At 40.1% G+C, this 20,523-nt stretch carries 18 protein-coding genes; 7 read left to right on the top strand and 11 right to left on the bottom strand.

Annotation, left to right across the window (positions count from 1 at the left end; translation table 11 throughout):
• Positions 1–7: 7 nt before the first annotated feature.
• The 3 genes from J0656_RS04075 to J0656_RS04065 are packed head-to-tail and all read left to right on the top strand — an operon-like array spanning position 8 to position 5,168.
• Positions 8–2,440 (top strand): YfhO family protein, encoded by a 2,433-nt coding sequence (locus tag J0656_RS04075; protein WP_207031735.1) that lies wholly within the window; start codon positions 8–10, stop codon positions 2,438–2,440.
• On the top strand, positions 2,440–3,708 hold the full coding sequence (locus J0656_RS04070) for a glycosyltransferase (protein ID WP_207031733.1): 1,269 nt from the start codon (positions 2,440–2,442) through the stop codon (positions 3,706–3,708). The genes J0656_RS04075 and J0656_RS04070 overlap by 1 nt, the downstream gene beginning before the upstream one ends.
• On the top strand, positions 3,708–5,168 hold the full coding sequence (locus J0656_RS04065; protein ID WP_207031732.1) for a lipopolysaccharide biosynthesis protein: 1,461 nt from the start codon (positions 3,708–3,710) through the stop codon (positions 5,166–5,168). Before J0656_RS04070 ends, J0656_RS04065 begins: the two co-directional genes overlap by 1 nt.
• A gap of 51 nt (positions 5,169–5,219) precedes the next feature.
• On the opposite strand, the gene J0656_RS04060 is transcribed toward J0656_RS04065, so the two are convergent.
• From J0656_RS04060 to uvrA, 5 genes are all read right to left on the bottom strand, one after another.
• On the bottom strand, positions 5,220–6,437 hold the full coding sequence (locus tag J0656_RS04060) for a hypothetical protein (RefSeq protein ID WP_207031731.1): 1,218 nt from the start codon (positions 6,435–6,437) through the stop codon (positions 5,220–5,222).
• A 208-nt stretch (positions 6,438–6,645) separates the two neighbouring features.
• Complete coding sequence (locus J0656_RS04055; RefSeq protein WP_207031730.1) at positions 6,646–7,155, bottom strand: OmpA family protein; 510 nt, start codon at positions 7,153–7,155, stop codon at positions 6,646–6,648.
• 302 nt (positions 7,156–7,457) lie between these two features.
• Positions 7,458–7,655 (bottom strand): hypothetical protein, encoded by a 198-nt coding sequence (locus J0656_RS04050; protein ID WP_207031729.1) that lies wholly within the window; start codon positions 7,653–7,655, stop codon positions 7,458–7,460.
• A gap of 184 nt (positions 7,656–7,839) precedes the next feature.
• Positions 7,840–8,130: a hypothetical protein gene (locus J0656_RS04045; protein WP_207031728.1), complete on the bottom strand. Its 291-nt coding sequence runs from the start codon at positions 8,128–8,130 to the stop codon at positions 7,840–7,842.
• A 192-nt stretch (positions 8,131–8,322) separates the two neighbouring features.
• On the bottom strand, positions 8,323–11,100 hold the full coding sequence (gene uvrA / locus J0656_RS04040) for an excinuclease ABC subunit UvrA (RefSeq protein WP_207031727.1): 2,778 nt from the start codon (positions 11,098–11,100) through the stop codon (positions 8,323–8,325).
• A gap of 253 nt (positions 11,101–11,353) precedes the next feature.
• On the opposite strand from uvrA, the gene J0656_RS04035 reads away from it, so the two are divergent.
• Positions 11,354–11,938, top strand: coding sequence for an RNA polymerase sigma factor (locus tag J0656_RS04035; RefSeq protein WP_108246137.1), 585 nt, complete (start codon positions 11,354–11,356; stop codon positions 11,936–11,938).
• Positions 11,939–12,191: 253 nt separating this feature from the next.
• Here the strand turns inward: J0656_RS04035 and J0656_RS04030 are convergent, their stop codons facing one another.
• A complete protein-coding gene (locus J0656_RS04030; RefSeq protein ID WP_207031726.1) occupies positions 12,192–12,854 on the bottom strand; it encodes an endonuclease III domain-containing protein in 663 nt (220 codons plus the stop codon).
• A gap of 55 nt (positions 12,855–12,909) precedes the next feature.
• On the opposite strand from J0656_RS04030, the gene bcp reads away from it, so the two are divergent.
• Positions 12,910–13,362 (top strand): thioredoxin-dependent thiol peroxidase, encoded by a 453-nt coding sequence (gene bcp, locus J0656_RS04025; RefSeq protein WP_207031725.1) that lies wholly within the window; start codon positions 12,910–12,912, stop codon positions 13,360–13,362.
• A 122-nt stretch (positions 13,363–13,484) separates the two neighbouring features.
• On the opposite strand, the gene J0656_RS04020 is transcribed toward bcp, so the two are convergent.
• A complete protein-coding gene (locus tag J0656_RS04020) occupies positions 13,485–14,936 on the bottom strand; it encodes a TonB-dependent receptor (protein WP_207031723.1) in 1,452 nt (483 codons plus the stop codon).
• Positions 14,937–15,024: 88 nt separating this feature from the next.
• Here J0656_RS04020 and J0656_RS04015 point away from each other — a divergent pair, with 88 nt between their 5' ends.
• Entirely contained in the window at positions 15,025–15,789 is a 765-nt protein-coding gene (locus J0656_RS04015) for an MBL fold metallo-hydrolase (RefSeq protein WP_207032217.1), read from the top strand.
• 5 nt (positions 15,790–15,794) lie between these two features.
• Positions 15,795–16,292, top strand: coding sequence for a hydrolase (locus J0656_RS04010; RefSeq protein WP_207031721.1), 498 nt, complete (start codon positions 15,795–15,797; stop codon positions 16,290–16,292).
• 17 nt (positions 16,293–16,309) lie between these two features.
• On the opposite strand, the gene J0656_RS04005 is transcribed toward J0656_RS04010, so the two are convergent.
• Genes J0656_RS04005 through J0656_RS03990 form a run of 4 tightly spaced genes read right to left on the bottom strand, consistent with a single transcriptional unit; the run spans position 16,310 to position 20,507 of the window.
• On the bottom strand, positions 16,310–16,969 hold the full coding sequence (locus tag J0656_RS04005; RefSeq protein ID WP_207031720.1) for an alpha/beta hydrolase: 660 nt from the start codon (positions 16,967–16,969) through the stop codon (positions 16,310–16,312).
• 9 nt (positions 16,970–16,978) lie between these two features.
• Entirely contained in the window at positions 16,979–17,305 is a 327-nt protein-coding gene (locus J0656_RS04000; RefSeq protein ID WP_207031719.1) for a hypothetical protein, read from the bottom strand.
• Positions 17,305–18,558, bottom strand: a complete 1,254-nt coding sequence (locus J0656_RS03995) for a dihydroorotase (protein WP_207031718.1) — start codon at positions 18,556–18,558, stop codon at positions 17,305–17,307. Before J0656_RS03995 ends, J0656_RS04000 begins: the two co-directional genes overlap by 1 nt.
• The gene (locus tag J0656_RS03990) at positions 18,555–20,507 is read right to left on the bottom strand and encodes a BatA domain-containing protein (protein WP_207031717.1); all 1,953 of its coding nucleotides are present in this window, start codon (positions 20,505–20,507) and stop codon (positions 18,555–18,557) included. Before J0656_RS03990 ends, J0656_RS03995 begins: the two co-directional genes overlap by 4 nt.
• Positions 20,508–20,523 lie beyond the last annotated feature (16 nt).

Here is a 20,523-nt window from a genome sequence, read left to right as displayed (position 1 = left end):
CCTATCCATGAACTTTTCTCCAAAAGCCATTATCACCCATATTTGTGTTATTGCTTTATTCATTCTTGCTTCGCTGGTCTATTTTTACCCGGTTTTGCAGGGAAAGGCCATTTATCAGTCGGACATAGCCCAGTACAAGGGAATGGCACAAGAACGGGACGCGTACAAAGAAGCAACGGGCGAAGAATCGTATTGGACCAATAGTGCTTTTGGCGGCATGCCCACCTACCAATTGGGGGCGAACTATCCACACAACTATGTAAAGGAACTGGACCGTTTGATTCGGTTTTTACCAAGACCTGCCGATTATCTTTTTCTCTATTTGATAGGTTTTTACATTCTGCTGTTATGTTTAAAGGTTGATTTTAGGTTGGCAGCCCTGGGAGCGGTAGCTTTCGGGTTCTCTACCTACATGATCATTATTCTTGGGGTGGGGCACAATGCCAAAGCCCATGCGCTGGGATATATTCCCATGGTCTTGGGTGGAATCGTTCTCGTTTTTCGAAAAAAATACATTCTAGGGTTTATCCTCACGGCATTGGCCATGGCCTTGGAGATAAATGCCAACCACTACCAGATGACCTATTATTTTATGCTTTTGGTACTGGTGATGGGGTTGGTCTATCTTATTTATGCCATCAAAGAAAAGGAACTTAAACATTTTTTTGCCTCTGTCGGTATTTTGATATTGGCCGTGGCACTTTCCATTTTCACCAATGCTACGAGCCTAATGGCCACCAAGGAGTATGCCGATTGGAGTACCCGGGGCAAATCCGAATTGACCATAAACCCGGATGGAAGCGAAAAGGAAATCTCCACTGGGCTGGACAGGGAATACATCACACAATACAGCTACGGAATTGCAGAATCACTCAATCTATTTGCTCCTCGATTGTTCGGAGGTTCAGGAGGGGAGGATTTAGGTAAGGATTCAAAAGCTTACGAATATTTGACCAATCAAGGTCTTTCTCCAACCAGGGCCATGGAATTTTCTAGCAGCTTACCTTTATATTGGGGAAATCAGCCCATTGTGGCTGCACCTGCCTACGTAGGGGCCATTGTGTTCTTCTTGTTTTTATTGGGTGTATTTCTGGTGGATGGCAAAAAGAAATGGTGGTTGTTGTCAGGTGCTATTTTGTCACTTCTACTTTCATGGGGACGTAATTTTCCGCTGCTCACCAACTTTATGATTGATTACTTCCCGATGTACAACAAATTCAGGGCAGTTTCTTCTATTCAAGTGGTATTGGAACTTTGTTTGCCTTTACTGGGAGTTTTGGGAATTAGGGAATTGTTCAAATCATCCGTGGAACAAAAAGAAAAACTAAAGGCTTTAAAGCTGAGCTTCTTTATCTCTTTGGGATTGGGCATTGTGATTTTCTTATTAAAAGGTTTCTTCGATTTTGAAGGGATGAGGGACGAAACGTATCGTGGATATTTTGGCGATGAAGTAATGACAATGATTCAGCGCGATCGTGAAGCTGTCTATATCAACGACACTATCCGCTCTTTGATTTATGTGGCTTTGGCAGCCGCGGCGCTTTGGTTCTTTATCAAAGATAAAATCAATAAAAATATATTGGTGTTCGCCTTGGGCGCACTGATCCTGTTTGATTTGGTAGGAGTGGACCTCAGGTATGTGAACGAGGATGATTTTGTACGCCAGCGTCAGGTGAACGAACCTTTCCAAGCCAGTCAACTGGACCAGATGATTCAGCAGGATGACTCCATCTACCGGGTTTTTGACCCGCAAGAAGGACTCAATGGAGCAAGGACTTCCTATTTCCATAAATCCGTTGGAGGGTATCATGCGGCAAAACCTAGAGCGCTTCAGAACCTGTTCGAATACCATTTGTACCAGAACAATCTTCAGGTAATGAATATGTTGAATGTTAAATATGTAATTCAGCAAGATGATGAAGGAAACAGTTACCCTGCCGTTAACCCCGATGCCAATGGAAACGCGTGGTTTGTAGATCAATTAGTGCCTGTTTCGTCTGCCAATGAAGAAATTTTAAAGCTCAAGGACTTCAATTCCAAAACGCAGGCAGTGGTGAATACCAAGGAATATCCGGAATTGACCAAACTTCGATATATGGTCGATTCTACTGCAAGTATCGATTTGGTGGATTACCGCCCCGATTATCTAAAATACAGCTCCAACAATTCCAATGACGGTTTTGCCGTATTCTCCGAGATGCATTACCCATCGGGTTGGAATGCCTTTATCGATGGGAAACCACAGGACCATTACAAAGTGGATTATGCACTTCGTGGTATGAAAGTGCCTGCCGGTCAGCACGAAATCGAGTTCAAGTTCGAGCCCGAAGTGGTGGAAACAGGAAGCCAGATTACCTTGGCAGCCAATATTTTATTGGGATTGATCATTGTTGGGGGATTGGGCTTCACGCTATTCCGTGGTAAAAAGGAAGAATCCTAATGCGAAAAATTTTGGTCATAGCGTACTATTGGCCTCCTGCCGGGGGACCAGGGGTACAGCGCTGGCTGAAGTTCGTTAAATATTTGCCCGATTTTGGTATTGAACCTATTGTGTATGTTCCCGAAAACCCCAGCTATCCTTTAATGGACGAAAAATTGATTGATGAAGTTCCATCATCCATCAAAATCCTAAAACAGCCCATTAAGGAGCCATATGGTTGGGCTTCATTGCTTTCCAAAAAAAAGACGAAGACCATTAGTTCGGGAATCATCAAAGAAAAAGACCCGTCGATAATCGAGAAGGTGTTGCTATGGATTCGTGGTAATCTTTTTATTCCGGATGCGAGGAAATTTTGGGTGAAACCATCTATTTCCTTTTTGGCAAAAGTAATTGCGGACGAGGGAATTGAAACGATTGTTACTACGGGACCACCACATAGTTTGCATTTGATAGGACTTGGTCTTAAAAAGAAATACAACATTCAATGGATTGCTGATTTTCGTGACCCTTGGACTTCGATAGGCTACCATAAAAACTTAAGATTGACGGAATCATCAAAAGCAAAACACAAAGCTTTGGAAAAAGGAGTTTTGGTGAAAGCGGATAAGATTGTGGTTACCAGCCACACTACTAAAACGGAATTTGAAGCCATTACTCCAAAACCCATAAAGGTAGTCACCAATGGTTTTGATGATGAATTGCAACCCATAGCCCTAGATTCCAAATTTACCATGTCGCATATAGGTTCGCTATTGACAGGAAGAAACCCTTTGGGTTTATGGGAAGCGCTACAGCAATTGATATCAGAGAGCGAAGATCTCAAGCAGGCGTTAAAAATACAATTGGCGGGTGTAGTAGGGGAGGAAGTACTGCAATCCATCAAAGAATTTGGACTTTCGGATTATGTGGAGCAATTAGGCTATCTCTCGCACGATAAGGTCTTGGAAACCCAGCAGAAATCACAGATACTTCTCTTATTGGAAATTGATTCCAAAGAGACCCAAGGCATCATCCCAGGAAAACTGTTTGAGTATTTGAACGCCAGGAGGCCTATTCTGGCCATCGGCCCCGAAGGATGGGAGGCAGGTGAAATGGTGGAACGGCACCACGCTGGAAATATGTGCTTGCATACCGATGTTGCGACCTTAAAAAATGTACTTTTGAATGCATTTCAAGAATATCAAAATGGTACTTTGTCCTGTGATTCAGAAGGAGTGGAGCAGTACCACAGAAAGGCATTAACGGAATCTTTGGCTAAATTTATCTAATGGGCGTTGTTCTAAAACAATCCATACAAAATACTGTGGTTACGTATTTGGGGTTCTTTTTTGGGGCCATCAATACGTTGTTTTTGTATACCAAGATTCTCCCTGATGAATACTACGGTCTTGTGACTTTTATTTTGGCTTCGGGCGCCATTTTGATGCCATTGATGGCTTTTGGGGTGCATAATACCTTGGTAAAGTTCTACAGTAACCATCAAGAGGGTGAAAAGGATGGTTTTTTCACTTTGATGTTGTTGATTCCTTTGTTGGGAATACTTCCCGTTACTTTGGTGGGTTTGATTTGGTACGAGCCAATAGGTAATTGGGTTTCACAAGTAAACCCTATGGTGAAGGATTATCTTTGGTACGTGTTTTTTGTGGGATTGGCCATGGCATATTTTGAGGTGTTCTATTCGTGGTGCCGGGTATACCTTAAATCGGTTTTTGGAAACTTTATGAAAGAGGTTTTCGCAAGGATAGGGGTATCTATTTTACTTCTCCTTTTTTATTTTGATGTAATTTCATTGGACGTTTTCTTTAAGTGTTTGGTGGGGCTGTATCTTTTGCGAACCATCATCATCAAAATTTATGCGTTTACCCTTCGGATGCCCAAACTGGATTTTAATCTTCCACCCTTTACCAAAGAAATTTTATCCTATTCCTTTTTGATTATTCTAGGTGGTTCCGCTGCGCTCATTCTTTTGGAAATTGACAAGGTGATGCTGAACCAATTCATCAGTATTGAAAATGTAGCGTATTATGGGGTGTCGGTTTATATTGCAACGGTGATCATTGTGCCCTCCCGTGCGATGCACCAGATTACATATCCACTCACCGCCGAACTCATGAACCTTGGGAATCAATCGGAATTGGAGAAGTTATATCAGAAAAGTTCGCTGACACTCTTTATTGCTTCTGGGATATTGTTTGTGCTCATTATTCTTAACCTGAACGACCTCTATTTAATGTTGCCGGAGAATTACAGAAACGGTTTTACCATTGTGTTTTTGATTGGTTTGGCCAAAGTGATGGATTCCATTTTGGGAAACATTAATTCTATTCTGTACAATTCCGATTATTACAAAACGGTACTCGTATTTGGAGTGTGTTTGGCAGCTTTAACCATTCTTCTGAATTATTTGCTGATTCCAAAGTTAGGTTTGGAAGGAGCGGCCTTGGCAAGTTTTGTCTCCATTTTCATATTCAATCTGGTAAAGCTGGTTTTTGTGAAAATGAAGTTTGGTATAATGCCGTTTACATCGGCTACGTTCAAAGTTTTTGCAACCTTGGTGCTTTTGGCGGTGTTGTTCGATTTGGTGCAGTTTCAATTTCACCCCGTTATCAATATCGGTTTAAAATCACTACTTGTGGTGGTTATGTACGTAGGTATTTTGTATCGCTTCAATATTTCTGAAGATGTGACGGGCTTCCTATCCAAATGGCTCAAAAAAAATACCCCGTAGCGAATAAATTCAACTACGGGGTAAACAACTAACCAACCTAAAAACTTATTTTTAATTGTTTCTTCTGGAAGAACCTCTGGAGCTACTTGTTCTCGCACTACTTTTCCTTGCACTTGAACTTCTGCTCACACTGGGCCTAGAGCTGCTCTTTCTACTTACAGAGCTTTTTCTAACACTAGGGCTGGAACTTCTGGAAACGGCTTTCCTTGAAGAAGAGTTCCCTCTGCTAATCTCAGACCTATTTGGTGTTCTCGATGTGGTCTGAGGCTTTCTATAAGTACTCTGGGCAGAACGATTCACGGTTCTACTGCTTGTACCAGAGGTTACCTTTCTTGCACTTGAGCTCCTATTATTGGACGCTCTTGTAGCTTTATTATTGGAAGCCGTTGTTCTTCCAGATGATCTTGTTACATTATTCGACTTTCTATTTGCATTGCTCCTAGAATCTCTAGTGGCAACTTTTTGTCTCTGCACAGAATTACTGGAGCGATTCACATTGCTATTTCCTCTCCAAGAAGAATTATTGGAAACCGTAGCATTGCTTCTACCGTAATCAGCTCTTCTAACGCTGTTGTCCCTAACAGCAACTCTTCTGTCATTTCTATAGATATTTTCCCTTCTATAGGTATTATTCTTTCTGTAAACCTTACCCAATCTGGCATAAGCACGTCTTGTGTTATGTCTGTACGGAGCATAATAGGTATATCTAACAGGTCTATAATATCTTCTATAGGGCCTTGCATATACATTACAGAACCCTATTGAAGGTCTTGCAAAATATCTATGGAACGGTCTGTACACATATCCTCTGTTGTAAATGTTGATATATCCTGTATAGTGACTAAAAACGCCACCATTGTAGTAAACATGCAATCCACCGATTCTGCGAACCCTACCATTGTTATACCAGATATCTACGTTTCCGATTTGAGATACACGTCCATAATAATCATAAAAAATAGGTGTGTTCTCTACTTGGATTACGGCCCCATAATCATCGTACTGTACAAATGGGTTATAGTTGTATCCTGAATTGAAGGTGATTCCAACATTTCCAATCTGGGCTCCAACCCCTACATTAACCCTGTTGTCGATATAAAAATCAAACTCACCATCTGGGTATACGGAAAATGTAACACCATCTTCCACAAAAATGAAGGAGTTTCCATAATTGTAATTTGTGGCATCAACCATTGAATTGGTTGTTTCTGCTTGAATACTTGGTATTCCGAAAACCACTGCTGCTATAATGAGTACTAACTTTTTCATACTACAAGGTTTTAAGTTCTAGATGCAACTATTTACATCCACCCTGTATAAAGCAATCAGCGTGCCAAAAAATGTAACATGCTGATTATCAGTAAAAAATTAGTGTATTAAGACTTATTTCTGAATAATAAACATTGACCTTCGGTTTAATTGGTGTGCCTCTTGCGTACAATTTGCGTCATTGTCGCATTCATTGATCAGTTGTGTTTTACCCATATCCCTTTGAAGTCAATCTATTTCGGTCAATACCCTTTTCTACATACCATTCAAGAGTAGATTTTGCCCTTCTTTCCGACAGTTGCATGTTGTAACTGTCATCGCCCCTCGAATCAGTATGTGATTCTATGTGCATCTTTAATTGAGTATATTGTTTCATGGCCTGCAGTATTTTGGCCAATTCTACCTCAGCATCTGAACCTATATTGTGTTTGTCAAAGTCAAAATAAATAGGTTGTAGATCCAATCTGCATCCTAGATCATTCACAGGACAATCGGGCGGAACAAGGGTTAGATCAACTTGTAAAGACATTGAACCTGAGGGTGTGCTTATCACTTTTTCCAAGGGTTGATATTCCTTTTCATCATTGGAAGCCCTTACTACATATTGATTTTCGCAAGCTATGCTTTCTTCAAATGCATAATTGCCATTCTGTTCGGTGATTTGTTGTGATACGATTTTATTGCCCTTGTCTATTAAATATACTATTGGACCTTCCAAAGGCTTTCCTGTTTTGGCATCCGTAACGGCACCATATACAACAGGTTTACAGTTTTATATCATCAAAACTACTGCTGCCACTACCTCCTCTGTTGGAGGAAAAGTAACCTGTTTTTTCTTCTTCGTGAACAATAAATCCAAAATCATTCTAATTGGAGTTTATCGATTGACCTAGGTTTTGAATGTTCCAATAGCCCATCCCATCATTAAAAGATGCCATGAAAATATCCAAGCCCCTAAGTTCAATATGACCATCACTGGAAAAGAAGAGTTTATTTTTATCGCTTATAAAAGGAAACGTTTCACGCTCTTGTGTATTTATTTCCGGCCCTATGTTCACTGGTTTGCCATAAGCTTCCATTCTCTAGAATATCCACATACCAGATATCCGATCCGCCCAAAGTACCTTCCATGTTGGAAGAAAAGTAGAGCTTTGTTTCTTCATTGTTCAGTGCTGGTTGTGCTGTTGAATAAGAATCATCGTTAAAGGGAAGTACCACGACATTGCCCTATGTACCATCATCCTTTTTGGTGGCCTTGTAAATTTTTAAGCTCACCAATCTCTTTTCCCCTCTTTTCTTTTTACCATTGATATAATTGTTCCGTGTAAACAATATCCGGCCCCATGTCTATTACAATATTGTTTCCATCAAAGGATTCATTATTTGTACTTGTATTGAACACTCATATCGCATATCGTATGGTGGTACAACCTGGAGAATCGTTGTAGGGCGTCAAGGTGCTGCTTCCCAATGTTATAGCAATTCTCGGAACAAAGGCGTTTTCAGCCCCCAAAGACCTTGTTATGGTATTCAGAGATTCTTCATCCGAAATACCTGCTTTAAAATCCGTGGATTCTTGAAATTGGTATTTTTTGGCTGCATTATCAAACAAAACCGAGATAATACCAACTAGAATAAAAAACACAAGTAGGAAGTCGTGTTTCTTTACGGGGGATGATTTGGAAAAGAGCATGGCTATATGAGTTGAGTTCTAACCCACAATATTAAGGAATCGACCTAATTATTTACTAGGTCAATTGACGGATGCCCCAAATGAATTGATATATGCACGTTATGAACTAATCGATTTTTATACACCTTGGTATAAAACACCAATTTTTGGATAGGAATTGATTGTATGTTTTTTGAAAAAATAGAACTATCCCTATAACTTTTCCTTTACATATTTAGCTGTGTACGATTCTTTATTTTTTATAATTTCCTCGGGAGTTCCTTCAACCACTAAAGTTCCACCTTTATCGCCTCCTTCAAGACCAAGGTCGATGATGTAATCGGCACATTTTACGAGTTCCATATTATGTTCGATCACAATTACAGAATGTCCTTTGTCTATCAGTTCATCAAAGGATTTAAGTAGTTTTTTAATGTCGTGGAAGTGAAGTCCGGTCGTTGGCTCATCAAAAATGAACAATGCCTTTTCCTTAGTGTGTCCTTTTACCAAAAACGAAGCAAGTTTTATCCGCTGTGCCTCACCACCAGAAAGGGTAGAGGAGGACTGCCCCAAAGCAACATAACCTAATCCGACATCTTGCAAAGGTTTTAACTTGTTTACGATTTTGTCTTGTTGGTGGATTGAAAAATGCTCAACGGCATCATCAATGGTCATGTTAAGGATGTCGTCAATGTTCTTTCCTTCAAACTGTACTTCTAGGATATCCTTTTTGAAACGTTTTCCATCACAAGCATCACACTCCAAGTGTACATCGGCCATAAATTGCATCTCTACTGTAATCTCGCCTTCGCCCTTGCATTTTTCGCAGCGGCCACCATCAACATTAAACGAGAAATGTTTGGCTTGATAGCCTCGTAGTTTACTTAGCTTTTGTGAAGCGAACAGACTTCGGATGTCATCGTAGGCCTTGATATAGGTGACAGGGTTGGACCGTGAGGAACGGCCAATAGGATTCTGGTCCACAAACTCCACGTGTTTAATATGGGAAAACTTGCCTTCCATTGCAGAGAATTGACCTGCTTTTTCTCCGTATCCGCCTGTTTCCTTCAATATAGAAGGATAAAGTATTTTTCTGACCAAGGTACTTTTTCCGCTTCCTGATACTCCGGTGATTACCGTAAGCACATTCAATGGAAAGGTAACATCTATATTTTTTAGGTTGTTTTCGCGTGCACCCTTAATCTGAATATAATGTTTGGAATTCCTACGCTCTTTAGGGACTGGAATCTCCATGGTTCCATTAAGATAGGAAGCCGTTAATGAATCCGATTGAAGGATAGTTTCCCAATTTCCCGTGGCCACTACGTTTCCGCCCAAGGTTCCTGCTTCTGGTCCAATATCGATGATTTCATCAGCAGCCTTCATTATATCCTCGTCATGCTCTACCACAATAACGGTGTTGCCCAAGTCCCGAAGCGATTTTAAGACCTCAATCAAATTTTCGGTGTCGCGTGGGTGCAATCCAATACTGGGTTCGTCCAAAATATACATGGAACCTACCAAGCTACTACCTAAAGAAGTCGCCAAATTGATACGTTGGCTTTCCCCTCCTGAAAGTGTGTTGGATTTTCTGTTTAGAGTAAGGTAACTGAGGCCTACCTTCTCCAAAAAGTCCAACCGCGTTGTGATTTCGGTCAATAATCTTTTGGCAATAGAGGTATCGTGTTCGGAAAGCTGCAATGCTTCAAAAAACGGCATTATCTGGTTGATGGGCAGTTCGATCAAATCTGAAATGGATTTGCCACCTACTTTAACATAATCAGCTTCTTTGCGCAGTCGTTTTCCTTTACAGACAGTACATTTTGTTTTGCCTCGGTAACGGGAAAGCATCACCCTGTTCTGTATCTTATAGCTTTTTTCTTCTAGCTGCTCAAAAAATTTAGTGATTCCTATAAAATGTTCGTTCCCGTCCCAGACCAATTGTTTTTGCTCTTCGGAAAGTTCAAACCAAGGCTTGTGAATTGGAAAATCAAATTTATAAGCAGCATTCACCAACTGATCTCGGTACCAGGCCATACTTTCGCCACGCCATGGAAAAATTGCATTTTCATAAACGGATAGGGCCGTGTTAGGAATCACCAAATCTTCATCAATACCGATAACATCACCGTATCCTTCACACTTGGGGCAAGCTCCGTATGGATTGTTGAAACTGAACAAATGAACGTTCGGCTCCAAAAACTTCATTCCATCCAGCTCAAATTGGTTACTGAACGTTTTTATTTCACCCGTTTGAAGGTTTTCAATGGCGCACTGGCCCTTTCCTTCAAAAAAGGCATTGTCAACTGCATTGGCCAAACGGTTGTAAAAGTCTTCATCATCCTTTACAATAATACGATCCACAACAAGGTCGAATTCCCTACCGATATCTTCGGGAACTTGGTCGATTCTAATAACTTCTCCGTTGTATTTGATACGCGCATATCCTTGCTTGGAGAACAGCTCCAACGATTTCAAAGGTTCCCGTTCTTCAGTAATAACGATAGGCGCCAACAATAGGAGTTTGTCCCTTTCGTTAAGTTCCTTTATATAATTAATGACATCGGTAACGGTATGTTTTTTTACTTCCTTGCCAGAAATAGGGGATATGGTCTTCCCGATTCTTGCATACAACAACTTTAAGTAGTCGTATATTTCGGTAGTCGTCCCAACAGTAGACCTTGGATTGGTGGAGTTTACTTTTTGTTCAATGGCAATGGCGGGGGCTATACCTTTAATATAGTCTACCTTCGGTTTATCCAGTTTGCCCAAAAACTGGCGAGCATAGGAGGAAAGACTCTCCACGTACCTACGCTGGCCTTCGGCATACAAAGTATCAAAAGCTAAACTGGACTTCCCTGAACCTGATAAACCTGTGATAACCACCAATTTATTCCTTGGGATGACCACATCTATGTTTTTAAGGTTATGCAGTTTGGCACCCTTTATGATAATATTCTGCTTGGGATCTACGTTTATATTGATTGCCATTCGTTAAAATTAGGGTCTCAAAGATACGATACGCCACACTTAATACGTATATTGCATCAGTTAACATATAAAAATCGTCAACTCACAACATAGATTTTTAGATCGCCTAGCTATTTATCTATATTTGAAGTGTAATTAAAATCCTGATAGGCCTATACAGAATAATTACTTTTTTAAAGATTAAAAACTGAATAACTAATGTCTTTCTTGGTAAAGGGAGGACTGTGATTTTAACCCAAAAAAAGTAATTTGTATGGAACAGCTACAGATTAATGACTCGATTTTAGTAAAGAACTACATTGACGGAGACGAGAAGGCTCTTGAAATTCTTATCAACAGGCACAACCAAAGAATCACCAGCTTTATTTATAGCAAAGTTTTGGACAGAGATGTCGCAGAGGACATCTTCCAGGACACCTTTATAAAGGTTATCAAAACCTTGAAGAAAGGAAGATATAGCGAGGAAGGTAAATTTTTACCTTGGGTGATGCGTATTGCACACAATTTGGTGATAGACCACTTCCGTAAAAACAAAAGAATGCCCAAATTCGAGGGCAGCGACGATTTCAATATCTTTTCGGTTATACACGATGAGAAGTTGAACGCCGAAAAGCAAATCATCAAAGATCAAATAGAAAGCGATCTTACCCTTTTGATAGATGAGTTGCCAGATGACCAAAGAGAGGTATTGATCATGCGTATTTACAAGGATATGAGCTTTAAGGAAATATCCGAGAACACCAACGTAAGCATCAATACAGCTTTGGGAAGAATGCGATATGCCCTTATCAACCTAAGAAAGATTGTTGAGCGCAAGAATATCGTTTTAACGAATTAATCGAGCATTACGTCGAAGTCCGCAATAATTCCAATCTAGCGCCGTTATATAATGGAAACAATTACTTACGCTAGAATATGGAAAACATTTACTCTGAAGAACAAAAATCCGTAAAAACGGTAAAAGCGAGCCAGAAAACTGTTGATTTCTTGCTTAGCTTTTCAAAATCGATTCATGTAGTTGACTACAAAAAACACCAGTTTGAAGTAACATTGAATTAATTTAAGGATCAAACTGACGAAAAGAGCCGCAATTAGCGGCTCTTTTTGTTTTTGTAATATTCGTTGATCACGGTTTTTCTCCCAATCGTCTTGGTGATAATGTCCTTTTCCAAATCCCAACCCCTGGCAGGCGAGTATTCACGGCCGTACCAAATTATTTGAAGGTGCAATCTGTTCCAGATTTCCTCCGGGAACAATCGCTTGGCATCGCGCTCTGTTTGGACCACATTTTTTCCATTACTGAACCCCCAACGGTACATCAACCTATGAATATGGGTGTCTACAGGAAAGGCAGGAATTCCAAAGGCTTGGGATACCACAACACTGGCGGTCTTATGTCCCACGGCAGGCAATTCTTCCAATAGGGAAATATTCCTTGGAACTTCACCATTATACTTTTCTATCAAAATTTTGGAAAGTCCATAAATTCCCTTTGATTTCATAGGGGACAGGCCTACTGGCTTGATGATTTCCCTGATTTCCTCCTCTGAAAGTTTTACCATGTCAAAGGGGTTATCCGCTCTTTCAAACAATAAGGGTGTGATTTGATTGACCCGAACATCAGTGCTTTGGGCAGATAACAATACAGCAATCAATAGAGTATAAGGGTCTTTATGATCTAAGGGAATGGGAATGGTAGGATATAAATCATCCAAGGTTTTAATGGTAAAATCAACCTTTTCTTGTTTGGTCATATTTGTTTAACTTTGATTGTGTAAATATTAAACAATTAATTCAAGAGCAACGCACATGAATATGTTAAAAGTAGGAGATAAAGTACCTGATTTTTCAGCAAAAGACCAAGATGGCAACACAATTAATCTAAGTGATTACAAAGGAAAAAAATTGGTCGTTTTTTTCTACCCCAAAGCAAACACTCCTGGTTGTACGGCAGAAGCCTGTAATCTCCGTGACAATTATAAGGAATTACAAGCACAAGGCTATGAACTCTTGGGTGTAAGCGCAGATTCGGAAAAGAAACAATCCAATTTTAAGAACAAGTACGAATTTCCCTTCCCGTTATTGGCCGATGAGGACCATACCGTGATCAACACCTTTGGTGTTTGGGGTCCCAAAAAATTTATGGGTAGGGAATATGATGGCATTCACCGAACCACTTTTGTTATTGATGGAGAGGGTGTGGTGGAAAATGTTATCGAAAAAGTGAAGACCAAAGATCACGCAGCACAGATATTGGCCTAAAAAACGAACCATCTGTCACATCGAGCGCAGTCGAGATGTCTTGAAACAGAAAATTTAAAATTTTCGACTGCGCTCGAATTCATATTTTAAAAACTAAAAAGGCGCTACATTAGCGCCTTTTCTTATTCTTTCTCTTCCAGAACTTTTCTAGTGAATAGGTTCTTTTCTTTTATTATTTCAGCAATACCCTCCGGTAATTCCTTTTCCCAGCCTTCATCTTTATTGATGATTTTCTTGAGAACATCCCTTGAGAAAATATGCAACACATCAGGATCGTAGTCGATAATATCCATCACCTTACCGTTGTACTTGAAGAACTTGTATAATTCCTTCATCCTTGGGTGGACCTTTACGTTGTTACTGGTCAACACTTGTCCAGTTTCGGGATCCTTCATTGGGTATAGGTAAACCTTCAAATCCTTGAAGAACAATTTACCGAATGCCTCCAAAATACCACCACTCAAGTGACGGTAATATTTTTCATCGAATACATCCACCAAGTTATTGACGCCCATTGTTAAACCAATTTTAGCCTTGGTGTAGTTATTAAAGTATTCTACAAGTTTATAGTATTCCTGGAACTTGGATATCAATACGGTATGGCCAAGGGAGCAGAGCAGTTCGGCCCGATCCATAAAATCTTGTTCGTCAATTTCGCCCGAGGCCTTGAGGTTGGATAATGTTATCTCAAACACAACGATGGCATTTTCCATGTCCACCGTTTGTTCCCTGATGAAAATATCGTACGATTTCTGGAACATATCCATATTCACCTTGGTAACAGGCCTGAAACTACCGCGAAGGGCCAAGATATTTTTCTTGTAAAGGACGGCAGCTGGCAACAAGTTGTTGCCATCAGGTCCAAACATTACAGCATCCGTCATATCGTTTTTAATAAGCTGAAGGCTCATCAAACGGTTATCGACATCGGCAAAATTGGGCCCGGTAAAGTTGATCATATCAATTTCCAACGTATCTTGGTCAATATGATCATATAGGTATTTTAAAAGTTTTCTTGGTTTGTGGAATTTGAAAAATGCCCCATAAATCAGGTTAACACCAAGTATTCCAAGTGTTTCTTGCTGTAATCTTGCTTCATTTTGCTTAAAACGGATATGGAGTACAATCTCATCATACTCCTTTTGGTCGGGGTCTAATTGAAAACGTAGTCCAACCCATCCATGTCCTTTATATCTCTTGGAAAAATCTATGGTGGCTACCGTATTGGCGTAGCTAAAAAATAGATAATCCGGATTGCTGTCCCTGCTTATCCGTTCCTCGACCAAACGCATTTCGTGGTCCAGCATTTTCTTTAATCGGGATTGGGTCACGTAGCGCCCGTCTTCCTCAATACCGTAAATAGCATCACTAAAGGATTTGTCGTAAGCACTCATCGCTTTTGCAATGGTCCCAGAGGCTCCACCGGCCCTAAAAAAATGCCTAGCGGTTTCCTGTCCTGCACCAATTTCGGCAAAGGTTCCGTAAATATCACGATTTAAGTTTATCCTAAGGGTTTTGGCCTTTATGGAAGGAATATTTTCAAAAGCATTTTCTTTGCTTGGTACGGTAGGCATATCCAAATTTTAAGATGAAACAAAGTTACACTCTTCAATCAATCTATTAAATAAATAAGTTATAATTTTGAAATTAATGGATGATCAGATGACCATTACTTTTTTGGGTACGGGAACTTCGCAGGGGATTCCTGTAATCGGGAGCAATCATCCCGTATGCCTGAGCAAGGACCCGAGGGATAAAAGACTACGTGTTTCTGTATTGATTTCATGGAACAACTACAATTATGTAATTGATTGCGGGCCGGATTTTAGACAACAAATGCTTGCCAATCCCATAGATCAGTTGGATGGCATTCTGTTCACCCATGAACATGCGGACCATACGGCAGGTATGGATGATATACGTCCTTTTTTCTTTAGACAGGGAGATATTCCAATTTATGCCCATCCTAGGGTAATTCAATCCTTAAAAAAACGGTTCGACTATATTTTTGCGGACGAAGACCGATATCCCGGTGCTCCAGCTGTTCAGGTAAATGAAGTCGATAAAAATATGAAAATCCCATTAGGGAATTTGGATGTGGTGCCCATTGAAGCCTTTCACAACAGACTACAGGTTTTTGGTTACCGTTTTGGAGAATTTATCTATATGACGGATGTGAAACGGGTAGAAGAGGAGGAGATAAAAAAAATGAAGGGAGCCAAAGTATTGGTAATAAACGCACTGCGTATCGAGCCACATCATTCTCATTTTAATTTGGAAGAAGCTTTGGATTTTGCCAAAAAAGTAGGGGCGGAGCAGACCTATTTTACGCACATAAGCGCTTTGTTGGGATTTCATGAAGAAGTAGAAAAAAGTCTCCCCAAAAACATACATTTGGCCTACGATAACCTAAAGATCAAAATTTAGATTTGATGAAGAGAAATATATTCCTATACCTATTCGTTTTCGCCGCATTATTGGCACTTTTCCAGTTTGTGACGGGAAATAATATGCAAAAAGCATTGATATCAGATGTAAAACAACTAGAACAAGAGGTGGTGAAGCTAGAGGATTCTTTGCAGACCATGCATTTAAAGGTATTGGACATGCAATACTTTACCTTGGAGAACAATGACGATGCTTTGGCGTATTATGACCACCTGAACCTGGAAAACCCTTCACTCTATATCCAGGATAAGTTATTGGAAACCAACGAACGAAAAGGCGACAATCCTTTGATTCCTTACGAAGGCATGGAAAGTGATTTTAAAATCAACAAAATCAAAGTATTGAACCACAAATGGATTCTGGCCGATTTTTCCGATGGTAAATATTGGGGAGACCTTATTATTAAGTATGAACTAAAGGATGATTTGAGCGTAGACTTTACGTTGGCAGAGCATTTGCTCTACGCCCCGCAGGAATATTAGATTTAGAGGATTCACTTTTAAATATGTCCCTCCAACCATTTTTTGAACGAGAAAAAATTCTGCTGGGAAACACCATGTCCCACAGGAAACTCCTCATAAGTTGTTGAAATATTCAATTTTTTCAAGAAATCTGGTGATTTTTGGGCCCATTCCAAAGGAATTACTTGGTCCACCTGACCGTGTGAAGCATAAAAATTCAACTTGCTATGGTCTTTTTTGGCATAATCATCAACCAAAATATTTTCATTGATGTATCCGCTCAACGCGATAACATTTTTCACCTTTTCAGGGTAGGACAATGCTACGGAATAACTCAAAATGGTTCCTTGGCTGAATCCTAAAAGGGTTATATTTTCTTTATCAAGGTTGTAAGCTTCAATGGCCTCATCTATAAATTGAACAATTTTTCCCCTAGATTCCTTGGCCTGCTCATCATCGCTCCACTTACCCTGTTCAGCATCAAAATTGATGGCATACCACGCGTGTCCAAAAGGTTCAAGGTTATATGGTGCCCTAACCGAAATCACCATTAATTCCTCTGGAAGTTCAGAGGCGAAAGAGAATAGGTCCTCTTCGTTGCTGCCGTAACCATGGAACATAAAAAGTGCCGGAATTTTACCAGAAACTTTGGCCGAAGGTCTTAGCAGATATTCTAGTGATAGGGTTTTAAGGGACATGATGTTAGTTTAGGATATGAATGTGAACCACTTTTGAAAATACTTACCCACTATTGGCAATGGTTTAAGTTTATCGTTAAGGGCTTGTAAAAAGCCAAAAATCCAAATCACAAAATAAAAAAGATAAACCGGTATGGCCAAATATGCATAGCCCGCATAGGTCATTAAAATGGCCAGGGCATGAAAAAGGACATGTATGCCAAATGCTTGCCGAATATGGAAACGGGCATATTCATTTTTTTCTTCAATGTTCATGGTGATGGCAATCAAGCAGCCAACAATGGTAATATAAGCTACTACGGCAGCAGTTTTCCCTGGGGCAGATGGGTCGCTCATTACAAAGTACTTAGGTCGTTATTGATGATTCCGTAAACCTTACCCTTTAAGGTAGCACCTACGAACATACTGTTTTTTGATGTAGAAAGAATGTCCCCTGTTCCAAAAAGATGTTCTCCCTCCGGATTGAAGAGTGTTAAGCAAGCCTTGGCGCCTTCTTCCAGTTTTGGAGACTCTATTTGATATCGAGACCTTCCCTTGGTCAACAATGTGATGGTTTCGTCCAGTTCAAAAATGGTATTCAAACAACCAAATGCAGACTCCAGACCTAGGCTACCATTTTTTGCGTTGTCAAATTCTACGCGTTTGTGCTCTACATCAATAGGTGTGTGGTCCGAAGTCACAAAATCTATAGTTCCATTCTTCACCCCTTTGATCAAAGCTTTGCAATCTGATTTTGTGCGCAGGGGGGGGGAAACCTTAAAATGCGTATCAAACTCCACTAAAGTTTCATCTGAAAAAAATAGATTGTGTACCGCTACACTACAAGAAACGTCCAGCCCTTTTTTCTTGGCTTCGGCAATAAGTTTTACCGAACCTGCCGACGAAATTGTAGGGATATGCAGTTTTCCCCCAGTATATTCTAGGATAAAAAGGTCACGTGCAATCTGTAATTCCTCCGCTAATGCAGGAATTCCCTTTAAGCCAAGTTTTGTGGACACTTCCCCTTCATTGGCCACACCTTTTCCTTTGATGTCACCATCTTGTGGGAACGAATAGACCAACCCATCAAAGTTTTGGGCATATAGCAAAGCTATTTTGAGCAAATTGGGATTCGAGATTTGTTTTTTGAAATCAAAGAAAGCAACTGCACCAGCGTTTCTCATATCAAAAAGCTCGGCCAAATCAATCCCCTCTGCATTTTTGGTCAGAGTTCCCAATGGGTGGATTTTGGTTGCCTTACCCTGTCCACGTTCTTTAAAAAACACAACGTCAGAGCTTGTATCGGGGACGGGATGCGTATTGGGGTTGAGCACAATATCTGTAAAACCACTTTTGCCCGCTGTAAACAATCCGTTGGTAATGGTCTCCCTTTCTTCAAAACCCGGCTCACCGAACGCCACACTGCTATCGAACCAACCCAATGAGACGTGAAGGTTCTCCTTTTCCAACACTTTTACACTGCCAGGGGCTTCAATAGTAGCACCAATTTTATCGATTACTCCTTTTTTTATAAGGATATCGCGTTTTTTTAAGTGTAGGTCCTTGTTCTCTGGGCATACAATTTTTGCAGACTTCAGCAGAATGTTCATGTAACAATTTTTTGAATGAGTACCTCTATCAGCGCCAGAAGCAACGCTAAAATAACAAACCATTTCCAATAAGCTGTAATGTTGTTCTCCGCTTCTAGATATTCGAACAGCTCCGGAATGGAATCCATGGAATTCATATTTTCCAACGAACCGATATCCAGATATTTGAGCTGGCTTTCCGTCCGTGGATAATTAAAACTTATATTTTGTAAAACTTGTTGATTTTGGAGTACGGAGTAAATTCCATCTTCCGTAGGGTTTTGATCAAAAGAAACACGGACCCGATGTGGGAATGTCTGCTGCAGAGGGATAAACTCATAACCATCTTTAGCTACCTTCAAGATGTCATCGTTTCCGATTTCCGCCGAAATATCCACTGTGTTGGGTTTGCCAAGGGTTTGATATGTCTGTGGCATTTGCAAACTGGATTGTGCCATATTGTAAAAGGTGGGCACAATCAATGGTGAGTTGATAAAATTTGAATTTTCTAACTCCAACGGCACTGTAAACACATACAATCCATTGTTCCCGACCAAAAATGAATCTCCACCGCTCAAGGACAACGCAGTAGGTAGACTGGTCTGTATTTTGAAATATTCCTTTACCGATGGGTATTGAAAATTGGTAACTTCCTTCTCAAAAACATTGCGGTACAATGGATGTTCAAAGGTTATCGAGGTCAATTGCACATCGGCCACTACTTTTTCTTGAAATTGCGTGCTGGATAAACTTGACAATAAACTGTTGTACGATGAAATGTCACTGTTTTTTGATGGAACAATAATCAAAGTACCCCCATCATTTTTAAATGTACGCAGTATATTCTGAAGACTGGTCGGGATTGACAATTGAGCATCTAAAATCACTACATTCTGATCTCCCAAACTACTATAGTCCAATTGATTCAGTCGATATTTCTGGAAATCGAACTCATTGCCACGGAATAAGCGGTTCAAATAATCACTATCCGATGCGCTGATGGCCAGCACTTTTATTTTCTCTTTGGAATTGATATTAAAATAAAAACGATTGTCGTACCCCAAAGAATTATCAATAATACTCAAGCGTCCGTTCAGCGCCTCATTGGTTGGAATGGTAAATTCGACTTCACCGTCCCCGTTCGATTTAAATTTTGCTGCCGTTTTAGCAATCAGTTCATCGTCATTATAAAGAGAAATGGGCAGGGCCTCATCCTCGTTACCACCCGTTAAAAATACCTTTAATGTGGATTGGTCGTTCAGGGCATCATCAACAAAAACGGAATCAATGGATATATTTTGGAGCTCCCGCGCTTGCAGAGGAACAAAATGAACTTGCAGCCTAGAATCCAATTCGGGGTTTGCTACGGATATTCTTTCTTGAAAATCGGAGATTACAATCAGGTTTTTTACCGTACCCTGATTTTGTGAAAATAAAGTATTGGCCTTAAGACCAATTTCGTTCAGATTCAATTGCTTGTGCGAGAAAGTCAATGATAACAATGAGTTCTGGATATCGGAAACCCTTACATTGCTAAAGGTTTTTTCGTTGGTAAACAGACTGAATTCTGTATCTGCTCCAATATTTTTAATGAAGTCCTGTACAGCTTTTTCCAAAAGTGAAATACCATTGTTTTTGGCCTGCATACTAAAGGAATCGTCGAGATACACTACGGTCTCCTTTTTCTGAAGCGCAGTGTTTGTGGCGATAAAAGGTTGGGCAAATGCTATAATGATGGCAGCAAACAACAACAATCTGGTAATCAGCAACAACCACTTTTTCAGGGTATTACTTTTTCTGGATTCCGAAACCACCTTTTGCAACATGGCCACATTGGTAAACGGGGTTTTGGTAAAGCGCCGTAACTGAAATAAATGGATTAAAATGGGTATGACTAGAAGAAAAAGTGCCCAAAGAATTTCTGGATGTTTAAACTGCATTCCCAACATTTCTTGGTCAAAGATAGGCATTAAAACATTCTGATTT

Source organism: Flagellimonas aurea (assembly GCF_017313785.1).
Classification (GTDB): Bacteria; Bacteroidota; Bacteroidia; order Flavobacteriales; family Flavobacteriaceae; genus Flagellimonas; species Flagellimonas aurea.
Note: the sequence above shows the minus strand (reverse complement) of the source record. Positions and strands in the feature narration are given on the sequence as shown.

What these genes read in the sequence shown, in the direction of transcription:
- J0656_RS03995 (WP_207031718.1), bottom strand. Translation starts at nt 18,558, where the DNA reads ATGAACATTCTGCTGAAGTCTGCAAAAATTGTATGCCCAGAGAACAAG.
- J0656_RS04035 (WP_108246137.1), top strand. Translation starts at nt 11,354, where the DNA reads ATGGAACAGCTACAGATTAATGACTCGATTTTAGTAAAGAACTACATT.
- J0656_RS04015 (WP_207032217.1), top strand. Translation starts at nt 15,025, where the DNA reads ATGACCATTACTTTTTTGGGTACGGGAACTTCGCAGGGGATTCCTGTA.
- J0656_RS04020 (WP_207031723.1), bottom strand. Translation starts at nt 14,936, where the DNA reads ATGCCTACCGTACCAAGCAAAGAAAATGCTTTTGAAAATATTCCTTCC.
- J0656_RS04030 (WP_207031726.1), bottom strand. Translation starts at nt 12,854, where the DNA reads ATGACCAAACAAGAAAAGGTTGATTTTACCATTAAAACCTTGGATGAT.
- J0656_RS04065 (WP_207031732.1), top strand. Translation starts at nt 3,708, where the DNA reads ATGGGCGTTGTTCTAAAACAATCCATACAAAATACTGTGGTTACGTAT.
- J0656_RS04075 (WP_207031735.1), top strand. Translation starts at nt 8, where the DNA reads ATGAACTTTTCTCCAAAAGCCATTATCACCCATATTTGTGTTATTGCT.
- bcp (WP_207031725.1), top strand. Translation starts at nt 12,910, where the DNA reads ATGAATATGTTAAAAGTAGGAGATAAAGTACCTGATTTTTCAGCAAAA.
- J0656_RS03990 (WP_207031717.1), bottom strand. Translation starts at nt 20,507, where the DNA reads ATGCCTATCTTTGACCAAGAAATGTTGGGAATGCAGTTTAAACATCCA.
- uvrA (WP_207031727.1), bottom strand. Translation starts at nt 11,100, where the DNA reads ATGGCAATCAATATAAACGTAGATCCCAAGCAGAATATTATCATAAAG.
- J0656_RS04005 (WP_207031720.1), bottom strand. Translation starts at nt 16,969, where the DNA reads ATGTCCCTTAAAACCCTATCACTAGAATATCTGCTAAGACCTTCGGCC.
- J0656_RS04045 (WP_207031728.1), bottom strand. Translation starts at nt 8,130, where the DNA reads ATGCTCTTTTCCAAATCATCCCCCGTAAAGAAACACGACTTCCTACTT.
- J0656_RS04060 (WP_207031731.1), bottom strand. Translation starts at nt 6,437, where the DNA reads ATGAAAAAGTTAGTACTCATTATAGCAGCAGTGGTTTTCGGAATACCA.
- J0656_RS04000 (WP_207031719.1), bottom strand. Translation starts at nt 17,305, where the DNA reads ATGAGCGACCCATCTGCCCCAGGGAAAACTGCTGCCGTAGTAGCTTAT.
- J0656_RS04010 (WP_207031721.1), top strand. Translation starts at nt 15,795, where the DNA reads ATGAAGAGAAATATATTCCTATACCTATTCGTTTTCGCCGCATTATTG.
- J0656_RS04070 (WP_207031733.1), top strand. Translation starts at nt 2,440, where the DNA reads ATGCGAAAAATTTTGGTCATAGCGTACTATTGGCCTCCTGCCGGGGGA.